Annotated in this window: 22 protein-coding genes; 10 read left to right on the top strand and 12 right to left on the bottom strand. The window is 29.6% G+C overall.

All coding sequences use genetic code 11. The annotated features are described in order from the left end of the window. Window positions 1-44: 44 nt before the first annotated feature. The 8 genes from AEBR_RS12495 to AEBR_RS12460 all read right to left on the bottom strand — a co-directional run bounded on the left by AEBR_RS12495 (window position 45) and on the right by AEBR_RS12460 (window position 7,994). The gene (locus tag AEBR_RS12495; RefSeq protein WP_129088096.1) at window positions 45-1,298 is read right to left on the bottom strand and encodes an MFS transporter; all 1,254 of its coding nucleotides are present in this window, start codon (window positions 1,296-1,298) and stop codon (window positions 45-47) included. 1 nt (window position 1,299) lies between these two features. Next, window positions 1,300-1,719 (bottom strand): nuclear transport factor 2 family protein, encoded by a 420-nt coding sequence (locus AEBR_RS12490; RefSeq protein WP_129088097.1) that lies wholly within the window; start codon window positions 1,717-1,719, stop codon window positions 1,300-1,302. Next, complete coding sequence (locus AEBR_RS12485) at window positions 1,716-2,474, bottom strand: SDR family NAD(P)-dependent oxidoreductase (protein WP_129088098.1); 759 nt, start codon at window positions 2,472-2,474, stop codon at window positions 1,716-1,718. The genes AEBR_RS12490 and AEBR_RS12485 overlap by 4 nt, the downstream gene beginning before the upstream one ends. Before the next feature lie 164 nt (window positions 2,475-2,638). Then, a complete protein-coding gene (locus AEBR_RS12480; RefSeq protein ID WP_129088099.1) occupies window positions 2,639-3,445 on the bottom strand; it encodes a sulfite exporter TauE/SafE family protein in 807 nt (268 codons plus the stop codon). Between the two features lie 17 nt (window positions 3,446-3,462). Beyond that, a complete protein-coding gene (gene ggt, locus AEBR_RS12475; RefSeq protein ID WP_129088100.1) occupies window positions 3,463-5,058 on the bottom strand; it encodes a gamma-glutamyltransferase in 1,596 nt (531 codons plus the stop codon). A 3-nt stretch (window positions 5,059-5,061) separates the two neighbouring features. Beyond that, window positions 5,062-6,387: a TRAP transporter large permease gene (locus AEBR_RS12470; RefSeq protein WP_129088101.1), complete on the bottom strand. Its 1,326-nt coding sequence runs from the start codon at window positions 6,385-6,387 to the stop codon at window positions 5,062-5,064. A gap of 3 nt (window positions 6,388-6,390) precedes the next feature. Then, the gene (locus AEBR_RS12465) at window positions 6,391-6,900 is read right to left on the bottom strand and encodes a TRAP transporter small permease subunit (RefSeq protein ID WP_129088102.1); all 510 of its coding nucleotides are present in this window, start codon (window positions 6,898-6,900) and stop codon (window positions 6,391-6,393) included. Next, entirely contained in the window at window positions 6,897-7,994 is a 1,098-nt protein-coding gene (locus AEBR_RS12460) for a TRAP transporter substrate-binding protein (protein ID WP_129088103.1), read from the bottom strand. The genes AEBR_RS12465 and AEBR_RS12460 overlap by 4 nt, the downstream gene beginning before the upstream one ends. Window positions 7,995-8,492: 498 nt before the next feature. On the opposite strand from AEBR_RS12460, the gene AEBR_RS12455 reads away from it, so the two are divergent. The 9 genes from AEBR_RS12455 to AEBR_RS12415 all read left to right on the top strand — a co-directional run bounded on the left by AEBR_RS12455 (window position 8,493) and on the right by AEBR_RS12415 (window position 14,180). Then, window positions 8,493-9,011 (top strand): ureidoglycolate lyase, encoded by a 519-nt coding sequence (locus tag AEBR_RS12455; RefSeq protein ID WP_129088104.1) that lies wholly within the window; start codon window positions 8,493-8,495, stop codon window positions 9,009-9,011. 224 nt (window positions 9,012-9,235) lie between these two features. Beyond that, window positions 9,236-9,958, top strand: coding sequence for a DUF4198 domain-containing protein (locus AEBR_RS12450; RefSeq protein WP_129088105.1), 723 nt, complete (start codon window positions 9,236-9,238; stop codon window positions 9,956-9,958). Between the two features lie 3 nt (window positions 9,959-9,961). Next, window positions 9,962-10,564 carry a cobalt transporter CbiM gene (cbiM, locus tag AEBR_RS12445; protein WP_129088106.1) on the top strand — a complete coding sequence of 201 codons (603 nt, stop codon included), beginning with the start codon at window positions 9,962-9,964 and terminating at the stop codon, window positions 10,562-10,564. Then, complete coding sequence (locus AEBR_RS12440; protein WP_129088107.1) at window positions 10,561-10,959, top strand: hypothetical protein; 399 nt, start codon at window positions 10,561-10,563, stop codon at window positions 10,957-10,959. Before cbiM ends, AEBR_RS12440 begins: the two co-directional genes overlap by 4 nt. Beyond that, on the top strand, window positions 10,956-11,603 hold the full coding sequence (locus AEBR_RS12435; RefSeq protein WP_129088108.1) for an energy-coupling factor transporter transmembrane component T family protein: 648 nt from the start codon (window positions 10,956-10,958) through the stop codon (window positions 11,601-11,603). The genes AEBR_RS12440 and AEBR_RS12435 overlap by 4 nt, the downstream gene beginning before the upstream one ends. Next, window positions 11,600-12,250 (top strand): energy-coupling factor ABC transporter ATP-binding protein, encoded by a 651-nt coding sequence (locus tag AEBR_RS12430; RefSeq protein ID WP_129088109.1) that lies wholly within the window; start codon window positions 11,600-11,602, stop codon window positions 12,248-12,250. The genes AEBR_RS12435 and AEBR_RS12430 overlap by 4 nt, the downstream gene beginning before the upstream one ends. Window positions 12,251-12,322: 72 nt before the next feature. Beyond that, complete coding sequence (locus AEBR_RS12425) at window positions 12,323-12,952, top strand: LysE family translocator (protein WP_129088110.1); 630 nt, start codon at window positions 12,323-12,325, stop codon at window positions 12,950-12,952. Continuing rightward, window positions 12,949-13,644, top strand: a complete 696-nt coding sequence (locus tag AEBR_RS12420) for an aspartate/glutamate racemase family protein (RefSeq protein ID WP_129088111.1) — start codon at window positions 12,949-12,951, stop codon at window positions 13,642-13,644. Before AEBR_RS12425 ends, AEBR_RS12420 begins: the two co-directional genes overlap by 4 nt. 8 nt (window positions 13,645-13,652) lie before the next feature. Next, window positions 13,653-14,180, top strand: coding sequence for a GDSL-type esterase/lipase family protein (locus AEBR_RS12415; protein ID WP_129088112.1), 528 nt, complete (start codon window positions 13,653-13,655; stop codon window positions 14,178-14,180). Here AEBR_RS12415 and nosD read toward each other — a convergent pair. The 4 genes from nosD to AEBR_RS12395 all read right to left on the bottom strand — a co-directional run bounded on the left by nosD (window position 14,172) and on the right by AEBR_RS12395 (window position 18,368). Continuing rightward, window positions 14,172-15,383: a nitrous oxide reductase family maturation protein NosD gene (gene nosD, locus AEBR_RS12410; RefSeq protein ID WP_129088113.1), complete on the bottom strand. Its 1,212-nt coding sequence runs from the start codon at window positions 15,381-15,383 to the stop codon at window positions 14,172-14,174. The two genes, AEBR_RS12415 and nosD, sit on opposite strands and share 9 nt — an antisense overlap. Window positions 15,384-15,450: 67 nt before the next feature. Beyond that, window positions 15,451-16,374 carry an endonuclease/exonuclease/phosphatase family protein gene (locus AEBR_RS12405; protein ID WP_129088114.1) on the bottom strand — a complete coding sequence of 308 codons (924 nt, stop codon included), beginning with the start codon at window positions 16,372-16,374 and terminating at the stop codon, window positions 15,451-15,453. After that, window positions 16,375-17,520: an MFS transporter gene (locus AEBR_RS12400; RefSeq protein ID WP_129088115.1), complete on the bottom strand. Its 1,146-nt coding sequence runs from the start codon at window positions 17,518-17,520 to the stop codon at window positions 16,375-16,377. It lies immediately after the preceding gene. Window positions 17,521-17,612: 92 nt separating this feature from the next. Continuing rightward, window positions 17,613-18,368, bottom strand: a complete 756-nt coding sequence (locus AEBR_RS12395; protein ID WP_129088116.1) for an alpha/beta fold hydrolase — start codon at window positions 18,366-18,368, stop codon at window positions 17,613-17,615. A gap of 141 nt (window positions 18,369-18,509) precedes the next feature. Between AEBR_RS12395 and AEBR_RS12390 the strand changes: the two genes are divergently transcribed. After that, the gene (locus tag AEBR_RS12390; RefSeq protein ID WP_164969520.1) at window positions 18,510-21,266 is read left to right on the top strand and encodes a transporter substrate-binding domain-containing protein; all 2,757 of its coding nucleotides are present in this window, start codon (window positions 18,510-18,512) and stop codon (window positions 21,264-21,266) included. Window positions 21,267-21,282: the final 16 nt, after the last annotated feature.

Raw genomic sequence — 21,282 nt, 5'->3', positions numbered from 1 at the left:
ATTTTATATGTTTTTTTACTCTTTTTGTATTGAAAAAATGTTTGTTAATCTATTATATCAGCATATTTACGTATGAAAAATAATGAAAAAAGTTTTAATAAAATAGGTAAAAATCCATAAAGAAAAATAAGAGTATATATTGATAATTTTGTAAGTTCATCTTTATTGAAATCAACAAGTCCTAAAATTCCAAAAGCTATAACAACAGAGATTGCAAGGGCAAATTTTGTAAGCATAGTCCATATGCCAAAAAGGAGTCCTGAATAGTTTTTTTCTAAACTTTTTGATTTTTGTACAATATCTGCTTGAATAGAGGTTGGGAAGGCAATATCTGCACCCAAACAAAGACCACTTAAAAAAGATATTATGGAAAATAGTAATAGATCACCTTTTTGTAAAAAAACTACAAAGAAAAAGGCACTACAAGCCAAAATTATAGAGTATATCCAAACTCTTTTTTTACCAATTCTTTTTGATAATAGAGTCCAAAAAGGTAGGGCAATCACCCCTGCAATAAAATATAAAATCAAAATAGTATCGGCAAACTCTTTTTTTTCAATAATTGTTTCTATAAAAAGTAAAAAGAGTGTTGCGGGGATTGCATTTGCAAGATTATTTAAGAAATAACCAACTTGAAGAGATTTTAGATTTGGTATTTTTTTGTAGAGCATTTTTATATCATTAAAGTTATAAGTAGAATATTTTTGGCTATTTTGTGTTTTGATTGTCAACATTGTAATTATTAGAAAAGGGATAAATAAAAAAGTAAAAATATAAAAAAGACTATCAAGTTTCTCTTTAATAATATTTTGTGTAAAAAAATAGGGTAATACAAGAGCTAAAACAAGTCCTATTATTGTAGAACTCTCCCTATAACTATTAAGTTTAGTTTTTTCATAATAATCATTGCTTAGTTCTGAACTCCAAGTTAAATAAGGGATAGTAATTAAACTCCATGCAAAATAGATTAAGATGGAAAAAATAAGTAACCAAAGATTTGCAAAATCCATATTTGGATTAATAAGCGCATAAAAACTAAATATTAACATAATAGAACCTATTAACATTATTGGTTTTTTGCTATTAAATTTTTTTTGTGAAATATCGCTTAAGTATCCAATTAACGGATCAGTAAAAACATCACTAAGTCTTGCAATAAATAAAATCAATCCAACAGTAGCTATATTTATATTAATTTGTGTGGCATAAAATGTAGGTAGATAGATATATAGCGGAAGCCCTACTATTGATAGGGGCATAGCTAAAAGTGCATAGATTAGAAATGTTTTTGTTTTCATATCAATTTTTTATTTTTATTTTTACTAGTTTTATAAAGTATTTTAAAAGTGGAATCTTTTCATATATATTTTCAGCTGCATCCCAAAAATCCTCATGGCTAATCACCATTTTTTTATCATTAAAATAAACCCTGCTAACACCTGAAAAACTTTCTCTTTTTTCCTCTCCTTTAAAGGAAAAATAAAAAATCCATTTAATATATGAAGTTGTATCATTTTCTACTATCTCTTCAATTTTAAATTTTGGATTATCAAGGTTTTTATACATTTTCATAAAAATATTATAGATATTTCCCACCCCTTTTACTTCATGGAAAGGGTCTTTAAAAAGGGTTCCTTCATCAAAATATTTTTTATATTCAACAATACTAATATTCTCATTAAGTGTTTCAAAAAAATCGGCATAATTTTTGGCAATCATGGCAGCATCTTTTTAGTTAGAGCTAAAGATATTTTATATGGTAATAGATTTAACAATCTCAAAAAGAAACCTAGTTTAAATGGGAAACTTATCTCAAATCCACTATTTTTTTCTAAACCTTCATATATCTTTTTAGCTGCATATTGTGGAGTCATTAGTTGGGGCATATCAAAACTATTTTTTGCAGTTAGTCTTGTTTTTACAAATCCGTGGTTTATCACTTGTAAGTTTATATTGTTTAGTTTTAATTCAGGTTGTATGGATTGGGCTAAATTTAATAGTGCTGCTTTTGGAGCAGAGTATCCTCCCCCATTTGGAAGACCAAAATAAGTTGATAAACTCAAGTTCCAAATCCATCTTCCATGCCCTTGTTTTATAAAATATGGAACAATATCTGTCATAATTTTTATTACACCCAGATAGTTGGTACTGTTCATATTTATAAACTTATTTTTATCCCATTGTTTAATACTCATCATATCATAAACTCCAGCATTGTAAAACCAAATATCAAGTCCATTATAGATACTCCAAGCCTCTTTTATTTTTAGGCTTAAATCCTCTTCTAACACATTAAAATTTAATAAATAAAGTTTTTGGGGATATGCTAAACATAAGTCAATTAAATCTTTTGAGCTGGTGGCATCTCTTGCACTAACTACTATTTTGTAATCATTTTCTAAAAGAAGTTTCACAAGTTCTAGTCCTATACCTGAACTACCTCCCACAAGCCAAATTCTTTTTTGATTTTCCATGGTAAGCTCCTTTTGTCTAATTATAATGACTTTATATATATTTTGTATGGGCTAAATGTTTATTTATAAAAATTAAAAGATTAAAAGTGAGTTTTATTTTTCCTATATATTTATATATATTTTTATATAAAAATATTAGACTGAGGTTTTTTGGGAGGTATTGGTTAAACCAATACCATTTTAACCCCAACACAAGCTAAAAATATTGCAAAGGCAAATTTTAGTTGTTTTACATTTAAGATATAAGCTAGTTTTACACCAAGTGGTGCAAATATCATTGTCATTGGAACAAGAATTATAAATGCTAACCAGTTAACATATCCAGTTGATGCAAAAGGTAAATTTTCTACTCCAGAACCTACAATAACATAACCAACAGTTGCTGGAATACTAATAATAAGTCCAAATAAAGAAGCAGTGCTAACAGCTCTGTGAATTGGAAAAGAATAAAGGGTTAAAAGTGGAACTAAAAGTGTTCCCCCTCCAATTCCAAGAAGTGAAGCAAAACCACCTACAAGTGCAGCATAGATTGATTGACCAGCTTTCCCTGGTAATTCATCTGCAATTACAAGTTTTTTGAAGTTGCTAATTATCATATTAAGTGAAACAAGCAAAAGTAAAACACCAAACATAAACTTTAGGCTACTTCCATCAATATATTTAGATGAAAATGAACCAATTAAAACTCCAATAATAACAAAAGGGACCCATCTCTTTGCAAGATCCCAATCAATTCCACCTTTTTTATGGTGAGCTCTTGCTGAGATAATTGAGGTAACAACTATTGTAGATAGTGAGGTACCAATTGCTAAAGGCATTGCAATAGAGATATCTATCTTCATATAGATAAAGACGTGGTAAAGCATTGGAACAATAACAATTCCTCCCCCTACACCTAACAGTCCTGCTAATACTCCAGCAACTACACCACAGACAAGCAGAATTGGCAATAAAACTAATAATTCATTCATATATATTTATCCTTAATTTAAAAACTTGAAGCTTTTCCATCGCTTCTTGGATCATAAGCACCTTCATAAATTTTTGAAGGATTTAAAACTATTGCTCCTGCATGCCCAACAGCCGAATCAAACTCTTTTAACATCTCTATTTCATGCCCTTTGTTTAGAAGCTCATTTATTATTTCATCTTCTATTCTTGCTTCTAATTTTAGGCTTTGTGAAGAGTTACCCCAAGTTCTACCTAAAAGCCATCTGGGATTGTTAATAGTATTTTGTAAATCTTCATCATAATAGGCATATCTTGAAAAGAGTGCTGCTTGGGTTTGTGGTTGTCCATCCCCACCCATTGTTCCATAAGCCATAACTCTTCCATCATCAAATAGTGCAATTGCTGGATTTAATGTATGGAAAGGTTTTTTATGTGGTTTTAATGTTTGAATATGAGTTTCATCTAAACTAAAACTGCAACCTCTATTTTGCCAAACAATACCAGTTTGAGGTAGGGTAAAACCACTTCCAAATTCATGATAAATACTTTGTATGGCACTAACTACTCTTCCTTTATCATCTATTGCTCCAAACCATGTTGTGTCTCCTGCTTGGGTTTTTTCTCCCCAAGGAAGTGCTTTATCCAAATCTATCTCTTTACTTAATTTATCCAAATACTCTGGCTCTAACCAAGCTTGAAGTTCCTCACTCGTAGAAGCTGTATCCATTATATCTCTATGTCTAAAGGCAATTTTTGTAGCCTCAACAAGAAGGTGAATATGATTTGCAGAGTCTTTATCTGGAAGTTTTTCTTTCCATCTATCAAAAAGCCCTAAAATCATAAGTGATGCAATTCCTTGTGTTGGAGCAGAAGCATTATAAAGCTCTCCTTTTGAAAATTTCATTTTTAAAGGTTTTTTCCAAATTGCTTGGTGCTTTTCTAAATCTTTTTTATTTAATAAACCATTTTTTTTATGAAAATCATCTATTATTTTAGTTGAAATCTCACCCCTATAAAAATCATCAAAACCATTTTTCCCTAATGTTTCTAAAGTCTTTGAGAGTTTCTCTTGAACTAAAATATCATTTTGTTTTAAATCTTTATTGTTTGGATAATAGATTTTAGCAAACTCTTCATCCCCGATAAGTTCTTCTTTTTTATCTTTTAACGTTTGTGCTAAAGATTGTGAAACTATAACACCATTTTTACCAGAGTTTACAGCCTCACTTACTAATATTGAAGGAGAGATCTTTCCATCCCACTCTTTTTTACTTTTTTCATAAGCTAAACTCCAAGCTGAGACAGCTCCTGCTACACTATTTGCAGCAAGTGCTCCCCTAAAAGGTATTGTTTTTAACCCAGAGTACAAACTCATATTAACATCAAAGCCAGAGTATCCAGAAGCTTCAATAAAACTAACACCCTCTTTTGGATCATAGATTAGCCAAAAAGCATCTCCACCTATTCCTGTCATATGTGGGTAGTGTACACATAAAGAAGAGGCTATAGCAATTGCAGCTTCAATAGCATTTCCCCCTTGTTTTAAAATTTCAACTCCAGCATCTGAAGCAGCATGATGGGGTGAAACCACCATGCCATTTTTTGAAGTTTGCGTTATTGGTAAATTTTGCATATTTTACATCCATCCTATTGCTTTTGGTAGCCAAGTTGCTATTTGTGGGAAAACCATTACAAGTCCAATTACTATAATTTGAATTGCAATAAATGGTAATACCCCTTTATATATATCCATAGTCTTAATCTCTTTTGGAGCAACACCTTTTAGGAAGAATAATGACCAACCAAAAGGAGGAGTTAAAAATGAAGATTGAAGGTTTAGTGCAACTAAAATCCCCAACCAAATCATATCTATATCCATTGCATGGAAAATTGGTAAAACCAATGGTAAAACAATATATGATATCTCAATCCATTCTAAGAAGAATCCAAGAACAAAAAGAACAAGCATCATAAATATAATTGAACCCCACATTCCACCAGGTATTGCAGCAAAAAGATCTTCTACTAAATAATCCCCTTCTAATCCTCTAAAGCTTAGTCCAAAAACTTGAGAGGCAATAAGAACGAACATAATCATACCTGTAACTTTCATTGTCTCAAATAAAGTCTCTTTTAAGATATCCAAAGTTAATCTTTTACTAAGAAAAACAATCAGAAGAGCACCAATAGCACCCATAGAAGCAGCTTCAGTTGGAGCTGCAAGTCCTCCAATAATTGAACCTAATACTGCAAAAATCAGAACAAAAGGAGGTGCAACAGATTTAAAAAACTCAATCCATAACTCCTTTTTTGAATATAGAGATCTCTCTTCTTCATCTATTGGTGGAACATGATGAGGTGCAAATTTACTCAAAAGTACAATATAGACTATATAACATCCTGCAAGGAGAAGTCCTGGCATTAGTGCCGCAGCAAACAAAGGACCAATAGCTTCACCACTAATATCTGCCAAGAGAATCAAAACTAAACTTGGCGGTAAGATTTGACCTAACGTTCCCGAAGCACAAATAGTACCACAAGAGACACTATGACTATAGTTTCTTTTTAAAAGAGTTGGTAGGGCAATCATAGTAAGAGTTACAACGGTAGCACCAACTATCCCTGTAGAAGCACCCATAAGAATACCTACAACTATTATTGCAATAGCCATTCCTCCGGGTTTTTTACCTGATAGTAGTCCTAATACATCTAGCATTTTTTCAGCTAAGCGAGATTTTTCTAAAAGTATTCCCATAAATACAAATAGAGGTATTGCAAGAAGTGTATAGTTTGTAAGTACACCAAAAATTCTTGCTGGCAGTAGATTAAACATATTCATATCTACCCCAATTAGACCAAAAAATAGTCCAGCTCCTGCAATTGCAAATGCTACTGGTACTCCAAGTAGAATAAGTGCAAAGAGGCTTACAACCATCATGATTGCTAATATTTGCGGATCCATAAATTAATTTCCTTCCTTTATCTTTGTAATTGATCTAAAGAGTATTGCAACTGCTTGAATAAGAATAAGTGTAAATCCAAGGGGAATCAAAGATTTTACTAAATATCTATATGGCAAACCTCCAGGATCTGGTGAAACTTCTCCTGTTGTAAATGATTGGGCAACATAATCACTTGATAAATAGATAATAAAAACTGAGTAAGGAATAATAATTAATAAAGGAATCAATAAATCCATCCATATCTTTAATTTTTCACTATAACTGTGATAAAAAAGGTCAACTCTTACGTGCTCTCCTTGTTGGAAAGTATAAGCTGAACCAAACATTGCAATTGCAGCTAATATGTGCCATTGAAACTCTTGTTCAGCAATTGAACTAATGTGAAAAAAGTATCTAAATAGAACATCTCCTGCAACTAAAACTACAAGAACAAAGATAAGCCATGAGCTAATTTGACCGATGCGTTCAATTAACGCATCTAGTCTTTTTGAGATAAGAAGTAGGTTTTTCATGATGATAACTTAGTCATCACAACTTCTTCACTTTTGTTTTGCCAGTCATCATGCATTGCTTTAAAAGCGAAGTAACTTTCGTGAACTTTTTTTACAAGAGGATCATTTGCAGTTAATTTAGCATAAGTTGCAAATGTTAATTCTCTTAATTTTTCAATAACTGAATCAGGTAGAGTTTTTGCTTCAACGCCTTGGTTTTTAACTAAATCTTCTAATGCTTCTGAGTTATTTGCTTCTGACCAAGATAGACCCATTAGGTTACACTCAGCTGCAACAGTTTTTACTATTGCTTGAATATCTTTTGGAAGGCTTGCCCACGCATCTTTGTTTATTAAACACTCAGTTGTGTTACTTGGTTCTCCCCATCCAGTTGTATAGTAGAATTTTGCAGCTTTTTGGAATCCCATTCTTCTATCTTGAAATGGTCCAACAAACTCTGCCGCGTCAATTACACCTCTTTCTAATGCTGGGAAAATTTCACCACCTGGAAGAAGTTTAACACTAACTCCTAGTTGCTCTAAAACTTTTCCTGCAAGTCCTGGAACTCTCATTCTTAGACCATCTAAATCTTTTACATCTTTAATCTCTTTTTTAAACCATCCTGTCATTTGAACACCTGTATTTCCAGCAGCAAGACCAATTACATTAAATGGTTTATAAACTTCATCCCATAACTCTTGTCCTCCACCAAATTGAAGCCAAGCATTTGTTCCTTGGAAGTTCATTCCAAATGGAACAGCTGTAAAGTATTGTGCTGCAAAAGTTTTACCAGCCCAGAAAAATGAGTTACCCCAGTTCATCTCAATTGTTCCTTTTGATACTGCATCAAAACCTTCCATAGCAGGAATTAACTCACCTGCAGGATAGTGTTTGATTCTAAGTCTTCCATCCGTTAACTCTTCAACTCTTTTACAAAAGTAGCTAGCACTTCCAGGGCCAGTAGAATAAAAAGGAGCACCTGCACCATAGCAGTTAGTCATCTTCCATCTAAATGTCTTTTTAGAGTCTGCACTAGCAATTGATGGGACAGCAATAGCTGCACCAATTCCAGCTAAACCTGTTTTTTTAATAAAATCTCTTCTTTCGTTAGTCATTTTTGTTTTCCTCATTTTTAAAATTTAGATTTTGTACAAATCCACCTAATGACATTGCTCTTGAATTGCAAGAGCTAATATGTTTAAAACACTCAAGAGTTACTTATACTTACTAGATAATTATTTTTTTTTATTGCAATTTACGTAGGTTGAATTTTGTAATATTGCTATTAAGTTTTAGTAAAGTTAATCCCTCAAATATGTTTTCTAAAGGTATTCTATAACTTGAGAATATTTTTGTAAAGATATTTTCTACAAATAATTGTACATACTAAATGTATATAATCTATACATGACATGGTTAAAAAATTTACATACCAAAATCTATAATTAGATATTACAATTGTAATGGTATTTATGATAATATTGGAATTATTAAACCTTTGAAAGAGGCAATTGTGGTTAAGTTGCTTTGTCTATAAAAATGAAAAATACAACGAACAAAATTAAATAGTAGGGTTTAATATTAAACAAAAAAAGATGGGTTAAAGGTAGAGTATGAGAGTAGAAATAAAACCAAAACCTCTAACAAGAGAAGCTTTTAAAAAATTTGGTGAAGTAATAGAAAAAGAGGATAGAGACTCTATACTTATAAATAGAGAGTCTGCAGAAAAGTTTTATGAAATTTGCAATATGGATACAAATGAAAAGAATGGAATTACAACTTTACATATTTATGTAGGTAATAAAAGAAAATTCCCTTTACATATTGATATGTTGGAAAAACATCCTTTATTTTCTCAAACATTTTTACCAAGAAGTAAAGAACCATTTTATTGTGTAGTTGCATTAGGAGGAAGGGAGCCAGATTTATCAACTCTTGAAATTTTTGAAACAAATGGAGAACAAGGTGTTCACTATAATAAAGGGATTTGGCATTTCCCACTGATTTGCATAAAAGATAAAGAAGAGTTTTATGTTTTAGATAGAGCAGAAGCAAATAAAAAAGAAAAATTAATAGTTGAACAAATAGAATTTAATATGAGGAATGAAGAAATCTATTTAATAAGAGATTAAATTTTATACAACTTCCAAGCTAGCTAACACAGCTTCTTATGGCTTGGATTAAAACATCAAAATCAATAATAAGCATTTAGATTTTTTCTATATATTTATATACATAATTATATAAAAATATAAAATTAAAAAATTGGTTCTAAAAATACATAAGAGAAAAAATAATTTATTTCAATTGAATTATAAATATCTATAATTTTCCCATTAAAAACATGGAGAGTACAATGAAAAAATTAGTTTTAGCAGGAGTATTAGCTATTTGTGCAAATGCACATTTCCTTACATTCTTACCCTCAACGGATAATGTAACATCTAAAGATAACTCTAAAATAACCCTTGATGCAATGTTTATTCACCCTTTTGAACAAACAGGTATGACAATGGTAAAACCAGAAGGTATCTTCTACGAAAAAAATAAAAAATCTTTACCTTTAGAAGAGACTAAAGTATTAGATCACCAAGCATGGAAAACAACATATCAAATAAATAGACCAGGTGTTTATAAATTTTATACTGTTCCAAAACCATATTTTGAACCAGCAGAGAGTAAATATATCTCTCATGTTCCAAAAGTTATTGTATCAGCTTTTGGTATGGAAGATGGATGGGATGAGCCAATTGGTTTAGAGTATGAAATAGTTCCTTTAACAAAACCTTTTGGACTATATGCAGGAAATATTTTTCAAGGAAAAGTATTGCATAATGGTAAAGCAGTTTCAAATGTGGAAGTTGAAGTGGAGTTGTTAAATAAATTTGGATTAAAAGCTCCAACTGATGCACATATAACACAAGTTGTTAAAACCGATGATAACGGAGTATTCTCTTTTGTTATGAACCACAAAGGTTGGTGGGGATTTGCTGCATTAATAGAAGAGGGTGAAAAAGAGTTTGAAGGTAAAAAGTATCCAATTGAAAACGGTGCTTTAATGTGGTTAAAGGCTTATTAAAAAATGCATATATCAGATGGTATCTTATCAAGTGAAGTAGTTATAGCAACATCAGTTATTGGTGTTGCTATGGTTGCATATTCACTTAAAAATTTAAAAACAGAGAATATAGCACTTATTGCAGCAATGGGTGCTATATTTTTTATTGCTTCATTTATACATATTCCTTTGGGACCAACAAGTATACATCTAATATTAACAGGTGTTATAGGTATATTAATAGGCCCCTTAGCTTTTCTTAGCATACTTATAGCACTTCTGTTTCAAGCAATACTTTTAGGGTATGGAGGACTAACCTCTCTTGGTGCAAACTTAATAATTATGGCACTCCCTTCATACCTTACCTATCTATTTGTAAAAAGGGGTTACTTAAATTTTATGAATATAAAGATTAAATATTTTATGATAGGATTTATTCCTGTATTGCTGTCAACTCTTCTTTTAGCTCTTGTATTAGCAATCTCTAAAGATGAGTATTTATATGCCTCATACACCCTTATTTTAGCAAATGCACCAGCTATGTTTATTGAAGGATTGATTACAATTTTCTTAATAAATTATCTAAAAAAATCAATTCCAAATCTACTTGATGGGGTAAAATTATGAAAAAAATTTTATTAATTGCTCTTTTTGTTAGCTCATTATTTGCTCATAAATTGAATCTTTTTGTATTTGAAGAGGATGGCAAAGTAATAGCTTCAACATATTTTGCTTCAGGTACTTTTTGTAATGAGTGTAAAATAGAAGTTTATGATAAAGACAATAAACTATTAGAAAAAGGTTTAACCAATAAAGATGGGGATTATATAGTAAAAAATGTTGAATCAAAACTTCTTATAAAAGCAGAAGCTATGGGTGGACATGGTGCCCAAAGTGAATTTGAAGTAAAAAATTTGGCAACACATAAAGAGGAAGTTCACAATTACAATTTAGTTGAAGCAGCAGTTGGTATAATATTGATCTTTCTAATTTTCTTAGGTTTAAAGAGGTTTCAAAAGTGAGTAAGTTTAACTCTTCTGTTATTTTAGTTAGTGCTTTTTTATACTCTATTTTTATTAGCTTTAATAGCGTTGAGTTAATCTTTTTATTACCTATAGCTTTTTTGCTTCTTTTTGAGTATAAAGAGCTTATAAAACTTATTAAAAAACTTTTATTTTTAAATCTATTTATAGGGATGATTTTTATTATATTGCTTCTACAAGGGGATTTTGAAAATGCTCTTAATATCTATATTAGAACAAATATGATTATATTTTTCAATCTTCTTCTTTTCCTAAAATCAAGTGGTTATGATGTTGTTAGAGCTTTAAATGAGCTAAGGTTTCCAAAAAAGTTTGTAAGTAGTGTATATTTTTCACTAAAGATGATACAGACTCTAAGTGATGAGTTTAAAAAGATGAAACAGACTTTAAAATCAAGAGGTTTTAGAGCAAACTCTTCTTTGTTTACCTATGAAACCTATGGAAATCTTTTTGGTCATATCTTTGTAAAATCAATAAAAAAAGCAGCAGCATTGCAAGACTCATTTGAATTAAGGGGATTTAATGGTAGAATCTACTTAATAAACAGTTCTTCACTTACTTATTATGATGTGTTGTTACTCTTTATAATTTGTATGTTGTATGTAAAAGAGGTAGTTGTATGAGTTGTTCCATAAACTTGAAGGAACTTGGTTATAAAAATTCAACAAAAGATGTTTTTAATAGTGTAACTTTAAATGTATCCCATGAAGAAAAGGTAGCAATCATAGGTGCAAATGGAAGTGGGAAAAGCTCTCTTTTAAAAATTATTGCGGGATTAATAACTCCAACTTCTGGTGGAGTCTTTCTTTTTCATGATGAGATGAAATCTTTAAAAGATTTTAGAAAATATAGATGTGACATAGGTTACCTTCCCCAAGATGTAAGTGATCATTTTTTATGTCCAACAGTTATTGAAGATGTAATGTTTGCCCTAAGAGCAAAGGGTAAAAGCAAAGACGATGCATATAAAAAATCTTATGAAATGCTGCAAAGTTTAGGAATTGTACATTTAGAAAATAGAAATATCTATGATCTAAGTGGTGGAGAACAAAAGATTGTAGCATTAGCTGGAATTTTAATAACAGAGCCTAAAATACTTCTTTTAGATGAGCCAACAAATGCCCTTGATGAAGATGCAGAACAAAAAATTATTGATATTTTAAACTCAATAAAAAAATCTATGATAATAGTATCTCACCATAAAACTTTTATTGAAAAACTTGCGCCAACTGTGTATAAACTAAATAAAGATGGATTAAATAGACTCTAAATAGTAAAAAATAAACACTGATATATCTTTTCTTTGTTACAATTTTATATTCTACAAAGATGAAGGTAAAAAATGGGTATAACTGATTTATATCTTTTTATAATAGCTGGACTTCTTCTAAACATCACTCCTGGTGCCGATATGCTTTATATCTTAAAAAGTAGTTTTCAAAGAGGTTTCAAAGGTGGAGTTGTTTCAAGTTTTGGGGTAAGTTTTGGATGTTTTGTTCATGTCTTTTTAGCTGCTTCTGGACTTAGTGCACTTTTACATAGCTCTGATACAGCCTTTATGATAGTTAAGTACTTAGGGGTAATATATTTGATTTATCTTGGAGTATCATTGTTAATTAGTGTTGAAAAGAAGATAGATATTAATGTTAACCAAAAAGATACTCAAAAGATTAAGAAACTTTTTTGGCAAGGGTTTTTTATAAATGTTCTAAATCCAAAGGTTGCTCTGTTTTTTATAACATTTTTGCCTCAATTTATAGATATAAATAGTCAACATAAAGTTTTAGCTCCATTTATTTTGGGAGTTATTTTTATATTTTTTGGAACAATAGTTAATATTACAATCTCATTTTTTGCAATAAGAGTTAGTTCAAATATGAGAGTTTCAACTTTTATTTCAACTTTGGTTAAAAAAGTAGTTGGACTACTTTTTATTGGCTTTGGACTTAAACTTGCAATGGAGAAGATATGAAAAAAATAGGAATGTTAGGTGGTATGAGTTGGGAGAGTACAGCTACATATTATAAACTTTTAAATGAAGAGATTAAAAATAGACTAGGTGGTTTACATAGTGCAAAAATTATCCTTTCAAGTGTAGATTTTGAAGAGATTGAAAAATTTCAACACAGTTCACTTTGGGATGAGACAGCAGTAATTCTTTCAAATGAAGCAAAAGCAATAGAAAAGGCACAAGCAGATTTTTTGATTATTTGTACAAATACAATGCACAAAGTTGTTCCTCAAATTGAGAAAAATATCAATATACCAATTTTACATATTGCAGATGCCACAGGGGAAGCTTTGGTAAAAGATGAGATAACAAAAGTAGCTTTATTGGGAACTAAATTTACAATGAGCGAAGCTTTTTACAAAGATAGAATTAAAGAAAAATTTGGTGTAGAAGTTGTAATTCCAAACGAAGAAGAGCAAGATTTTATTCATAAAGTAATCTACAAAGAGCTTTGTCTTGGAGTTTGTAACAAAGATTCAAGGGATAAATATATAAAAATAATAAAAAGATTAGAAGAACAAGAACAGTGTCAGGGAGTTATTCTTGGATGTACTGAAATCTCTATGCTAATAAAACAAGGATATGTTGATATTCCAATTTATGATACAACAAAAATCCATGCAATAGCTGCTATTGAAAAAGCAATCTCATAGTTTATAATATGAAAAATAATATAGAGATTGTTTTACTTGGAGATTCTCTTATTAAAAGAGGAGAGTGGAAGACCCTTTTAGAAAAAGAGGGAATAATCAATCTTGGAGTTGATGCAGATACAATAAATAGGGTTATTAAAAGAGTTGACAAGGTTATAGATATAAAACCTAAAATTGTTTTTTTAATGATAGGAATAAATGATCTTTGTATCTCAACTCCTTTGGAAAATGTTTTTGAAGAGTATAAAAGTCTTTTAAAGATTTTAAAAAAAGCATCAGTAAAAACTGTTGTTCATGCTCTATTTGTGACTCAAATGCCTTCAGTTAATAAAAAAGTTGAAGTTTTTAATCTTTTATTAAAAGAGTATTGCCAAAAAGAGAAGATATCTTTTGTAGATTTGAATAGTTATTTTTCCAATGAAAAAAATCTTTTAAAAGAAGAGTTAACAACAGATGGTTTACATCTGGGGCAAATGGCCTATAAAGTCTGGGCATATAAGTTAAAACAATTGATAGAAGAGTTGAAGTTACTTTAAACTTACTTTTGGTTTAGTATCTTCCAAAAGAAGAACAGGTTCTACAAAAGGAGCTAAATTTAGTATAAAATCCAGTATTGATATAATTGGTGTTGCATAGAAAAATTTTACTTTATTATTGTAGTGCCAGAGTCTATCAGCATATTGGAAAATTTTATAAGGAGTATCTCCTATAGAGTCTTTGTTTGAATCAAATCCACTATAGTTATCCCAATAATTTTGTTCAACTATATTATTTGAAGTTTTGTTCCCTCTTACTGTTTTTACAACATCATCAATATTTCCAAATATTGTATTCTCTTTAATTTGGTTTTGTTTTATGGCTCCATGAAAATGAAAAGCTTCAATGTTGTAGCTTATCTCATTTGAGTTAAAATATCTTTTGATTGTATCTTCATTGTGTTTTGAATCTATATAAAAAGCTTTTGTATTAAATGTAACAATATTGTCTTCAAAAAGGAAGTTTGAAACACCTTTTATCATCACACCAATACTATTTTGTTTGAGATTGTTTTTTATAATATTTGCCTTAATTTGGGTATCTTTTGCCCCTTCAAAAATCAATCCAACATAGTTCATAAAAAAGTGATTATTTTCAATTATATTTTCATTAGATCTTTCTAAATAGAGAGAAAATCTAGAGTTTTCAATATGATTTTTTGTAAAAGTATTACTATTTGAGTACAAAAAAGTTATATCCCTTGAGTTGTATATTTCATTATTACTTATTAAGTTGTTGTTACTATAGTAAAGTTTTATGGCATCTCCTCTTAAAGAGAGATCAAGGTTTTTTGAACTAATCTTATTATTAATAATTTTTGAATTTGTTAGTATTCCTGCATCAATTCCATATAAAGAATCTTTTATTGTACAAGAGTCAATAATACTATTTTGAGAGTTGGAAATTTTTATTGCAGAGTCACGATTATCAAGTCTATTACCACTTCCTTTAATAATAAGACCTTTTAGGTTTACATTTGAAGAGTTTATCTCAATTACACTATTTTTATTGTCTCCTAAAATAACTACATTTTTCCCTTTTGCTACTATGGAAATAGGTTTGTTTATTTTTATATTTCCTTGATAAACTCCATCTTGAAGTTTAAGTGTAGAATAGGCAGAGGCTTTGTTAATACTCTCTTGCAAAAGATTTGCTTTGGCAAAACAAAAAGAAAATATTATTAATAAAAATAGAGTTTTCATTATAAATCTTTTATAAAATAGTTCTATTATAGTAACATTTGTTTTTTAAAAGTATAGAACTTTGCCTTTAGTAAATAGAGATTTCACAACTAACTATTGCATGATCACTTTGCAATAAAGAGCCATTTTTATTCTGTTTTAGATGTTCATCCCAAACTTTATATGATACAACTTCTCCTATCTCTTTTAAGAACTCTTTTGAAACATGAATATAGTCAAGTACATTTCCAACTCCTTTGTAATAACTTGTTGGAACTCTTTTTTCATCACTGTTTAAAAGATAAAAGGCATCAAAAAGAAGAAAAGAGTTCTTCTCTTGTTCTTGATGAAAAGTTTGATTTGTTAGACAATCTAGAGTTAAACTGAACTCTTTATCATTTAAATCACAAAGGGAGATGATGGGAGTTTCTGTTTTTAAAAAATCAGAATAGAGAAGAGAAGCCTCTTGCAATCTTTGTTTTTGTGAGGGAAGATTATTTAATAGTTCAAATACCTTTTTTTTCTTATACTCTACACTATCTTCTTTTTTAAATATATGTTCAAATTCATTTAATCTATTTGATTTAAAATGATTTACATAAAAGGTTATATCTATCCCATTTGGTAAGCTAATCAAAGCTTTTATTGGTTTCCTTGAAAAGTTAAACCCTTCTAATGTTGAGGTAACTTTTTCAACTTTTTTAATTGGAAATTTTGAAGCAAGGGCTAAAGTTGTAGTTGTAAAAATTGTTTCATTGTTCTCATCAAGTTTGGGCTTATCGACAGTTACAAAGTATTTAAAACCTAAAGCTTTAACTTGCCTCTGTAACTCCTTTTGTGAAAATACCTCTTGAAAACCTATTATATCGCAATCTATACTTTCAATTTGAGAGTTTAGCCACTCTTTTTTCTTTTCCCACTCATTCTCATTGAATTTATCTTTTTTAAAGTACCAAGAGTATGGGGGCGCACAAAATTGAAAAAGGTTAAAGGTTGCAATTTTTATATTCATCTACATATTATATCTTTTAAGAAATAAAATACAAAGTGCAACTCCAAAAATTGCCATACCTGCACCCACAAGAGCAGGATAATTATATCCAAGTCCAAATACTAAAGGTATTCCTCCGAAAAATGCTCCAAGTGTATTTGAAACATTAAAAGCTGCTTGTAAAAAGGCAGCTCCTAGCATCTCTGAATGTTTTGCACTTTTTAACATAACCATATTTATAGGAGAGCCAAGAGACATAGCTAATGCTCCACAAATAAAAGTTAGAATAATAGACAAGAGTTTGCTTTCCGAGAAGAAAAATACAATAATTAATGAAGTAACAAGTAGTGAAAGTAAAAGAATAGAGACTTTTATTGGATCTTTTTTATCAGCCAAATATCCTCCAAAAATATTTCCTACAACCATACCTGCCCCTGCAACAATCATAAGATAAGAGACACTGCCTTCTTCAAAGTTTGATACATGGATTAAAAGTGGCGCAATATAACTAAACCAAGCAAAAAGTCCTCCAAATCCAATTGATACAATAGTTAGAATATGCCAAGCTTTGATGGTTTTAAAAAACTCTAACTCCTCTTTAAAGGTAACTGTTCTAAGTGCTTTTTGTTTTGGCATCCAAAAGTATAAAAATAGCATAGTTGCTATTCCAATTAGTGAAACTATACCAAAAGCGTATCTCCAATGAAGATGGTGCCCTATGAAAGTAACTAAAGGAACCATTGCTAAATTTGCAAGAGTAAGTCCTGTAAACATAGAGGCTATTGCTTGGGCAGCTTTACCCTCTTTTGCAAGTTTTGATGCAACAACAGTTCCAACTCCAAAAAAAGCTCCATGGGGAAGACCACTTAGAAATCTTGTAAGCATTAGAGTATAGTAATCAGGAGCAATTGAAGATAAAAAATTGAATATTGTAAAAAGTGCCATTAGGGTAATTAATATATGTTTTGGTGAAAATTTTGCACTAAGAGCAACTAAAATAGGCGCTCCAATTACAACTCCAAGGGCATAAGCTGAGATTAGATGTCCAGCAGAAGGAATAGAGATATCAATATCTTTTGCTACATCAGGAAGTAATCCCATAATAACAAATTCTGTGGTACCAATACCAAGACCGCCAAGGGCAAGAGGGAATAGTTGTTTTCTCATGTAATATCTTTGAATTAGAAAAATTTATATTTATTATAAGTTTTGGAATTCTAGTGAAAAAAGTTTATTTTGAACTTAAAGAAAAATTGATTTTATAAACACCATTTTTCAATATGTGAAGCAAAAAATATGGGAGTTTCTATCATGGGATAGTGCCCCGCTTCATTACATTCAATTATCTCAACATCTTTGTATTTGGAAAAGTTTTTATTTACTTGGTTATATGCAAAAACAGGAAAATCATGTTTTCCTACAATAATCTTAATAGCAATATCAATTTTTTCTTGTGCCTCTTCTTGAAAATCTACATTTAAGTACATCTTCATATAACCAACTCTTGCTTCTAGTGTTGAAGAGCTGTAAGCCATTTTTATTCTATAATTTTTCCAAGAGTTATTGTATCTTTTTGAAGAGTCTTCTACTATCTGCTCTATTTTATTACTATTTTCTTGCATTTGATTTAGAAGTGCCTCTTTTGCATAGTGATTCATCTTTATTCCAAAGGCTGGAATGGGTGTTATTAGAATTAATTTTTTTACTCTAATATCAATCAAAGCAATCTTTTGTGCTATAAGTGTTGACATAGAGTGCCCAACTAAAGAGTAAGTAGTTATATTTAAAGAGGTAATTAAATCCTTAACATCATTGGACGCTTCAAGGCAATTATACTCTCCATGGATCTCTTTAGATAAACCATAGCCCCTTAAATCTACAAATAAGCAGGTAAAAATTTCTTGGTCTAAATAGTTAAATATGGGTTCATAGTTTCTACAATCTCCCATTAACTCATGCAAAAAAATAATATAATTTTTCCCTTTTCCTATTGTTTTATATCCTAAACTAGACATCTCATCCCTCAAAATTTTTGAAGATTTTAGTAAAAAATTCCTTTAATAAGTGAAAAAAGTAATTTTTTTTTTTAATTTTGCGATTAATAAGTATATAGTAACATATAACTAAAATTATTATATACAATGCATTGGAGGGTCATGAAAAAGTTTTTTTATTTAATACCTTTTTTATTCCTTATTAATTTATATGCAGAAGATAATAAATTGATTGGTGAAATTAACTCTTATCTAACTAAAGAAGAGATAGCTTATATTAATGATAAAAAAGTTATAAAAGTTTCAAATGAGTTTGATTATGAACCTATGGACTTTAGTGTTGATGGGATTGCTTTGGGATATTCTATTGATTTACTAAATATACTTGCAAAAAAAATTGGTATAGAAGTTGAGTATGTTACTAAGCCTTGGACTGAACTTTTAGATGACTTATATGCTGGAAAAATTGATTTAATACACACTATTTATAAAAGTAACAAAAGGGAAGAGACTCTTTATTTTTCTACTCCTTATCTTATTAGTGAAAATTACTATATAACAAGAAAAGATAATAGAAAAAATGTAAAATTAGCATCTTTGAAAAATGAAAAATTTGGAGTATCAAAGGGATGGCATGAAGAAAATATAGTAAATCAATACCCAAATGTAAAAAAAATATATTATGAAAATCTTAAAAGCAAACTTGAAGCTTTGTCTATGGGTAAAATTGATATTTTTATGAATGACAGAAATATAGCAAACTATTATATAAAAAAATATGGTTATACAAATATCAAAGTAGCTAATCAAGTTAATGAATCAGAAAATGAAGAGTTAGATAAGTACTATTTTGCCACGCTAAAAGAGCAATCAATCTTAATTTCTATTTTAAATAAAGCCTATATGAATGTTAGTATTGATTTGTTAAATAAACTGCAAGATAGATGGTTTGGTAAAATTAGGAATCAAGTCTTTAATTTAAGTGAACAAGAGTATTTAGATAAAAAAGCAAAAATAAGAATGTGTGTTTTTCCTAAATCGATGCCAGTTAGTGATGTAAATAAAGAGAATGTTGAGGGTATTATTTCTGATATATTAAAAGAACTCTATGAAAATGTACAATTGGAGTTTGAACTAATACAGACAGACTCTTTTAAAACAACTTTTGATTACTTAAAAGAGGGGAAATGTGAAGTTTTGCCAACGGTAGAGTATTCAAAGAAAAATAGAGATAAATATAATCTGACAAGCCCTTATTTAAACTTACCTTATGTTGCAATAGGGAAAAGTGATAAAGCCTTCTTCTCTGATTTATTAGAGCTAAAAGATAAAACAATCTCTGTTGTTTCTTATACAAGTCTAATAAAAGCTTTAAAAGAGCAATATCCTTCAATTAAGATTAGGACTGTAAATAGTGTTGAAGAGGGATTAGATTTGGTCAAAAGTGGTGAGGTTTATGCTCATTTGACTCTCTATCCAATTGCAAGATATTATAAAGCAAAAAGTAGTTATAGCTCTTTAAAAATTATTGGTAGGTTAATAGAACCTCTAAAACTCTCTATTGCAGTAATAAAATCTGAACCTATACTTTTAGGAATAATCCAAAAATCAATAGATACCATCCCTAAATCTAAAATAGATAATATAGTAAATAATTGGACTGAGGTAAAAATTCAAAAAGTTCAAGATTACTCTCTTCTTTTAAAAATTTTGATAGTTATTTTTGTATTGATTCTTTTAGGTGTATGGAGATATAAAATCCTTAAAGAGACAAATGAAGAGATAACTTCTATAAATGATGAATTGCATAAATCACAATCAGAGTTAATAAAACAGAAAGAGGAGTTTGAGGCAATATTTAGATATAGCAAAGATGGAATTGCAATTTTAGATTTCGAACTAAGATTTATAGATTTTAACTCTTCATATTTGAAGATGTTAGGCTATTCACCAGAAGAGATAAAGAGAAAAAAATTTATAGAAATTTTAAGTTTAGAAGAGAAAGAAAATATTGAAATGATATTTAAAGAGGTTCTTGAAAATGGTTACATTGACAATTTTGAAAAAGTCTGTTTAGGAAAAGATGGGAAAAGAGTATCAACAAACATAACTATAACATTGATGCCAGATAAATCAAGACTCTTATTAACCGCAAAAGATATGACTTCTACAAAACTTTTAGAGTCTCAATCAAAATTGGCATCAATGGGAGAGATGATAGGAAATATTGCCCATCAATGGAGACAACCTTTAAGTGTAATCACTACAAGTGCAAGTGGATTATCCCTAAAAGCAGAGATGTTAGATAGTATAAAAAGTGATGAGGTAATAATGTTTTCTAATCAAATAATTGAACAAGCCCAATATCTTTCAAAAACAATTGATGATTTTAGAAATTTTATAAGAGAGGATTTAAATTATAGTGAAATTAGTGTAAAAGAGGCACTTCTAAATGCAATAGCAATAGCAAGAGTAGCAATAAAGAGTAACTATATAACTGTTGTTGAAGATATCCAAGATGATTTAACAATTATAGGAAATAAAAATGAGTTAGGACAAGCTTTTATAAATATAATAAATAATGCTAAAGATAAGTTAAAGGAGATATCAGAAAAAGAGCAAAAAAGATATATCTTTATTTCTACAAAAAGTGTAGATAAAAATACTTTGGAGGTAAAAATTTTAGATAATGGTAGGGGAATAGAAGAGAAGATAATTAATAGGATTTTTGAACCATATTTTACTACAAAACATCAATCAATTGGCACAGGATTGGGTCTTTCTATGAGTGATAAAATAATAAGGGAGAGACATAAAGGTTTAATACATGTTTATAATGAAGAGTTTGAATATCATAAGAAAAAATATAAAGGGGCAGCTTTTATTATAAGTCTTTCAAAAAATAATATTTTGCAATAAAAATGTCATATATATG

Source organism: Halarcobacter ebronensis (assembly GCF_013201825.1).
Taxonomy (GTDB): domain Bacteria; phylum Campylobacterota; class Campylobacteria; order Campylobacterales; family Arcobacteraceae; genus Halarcobacter; species Halarcobacter ebronensis.
This window is presented reverse-complemented; position numbering and strand designations above follow the sequence as displayed.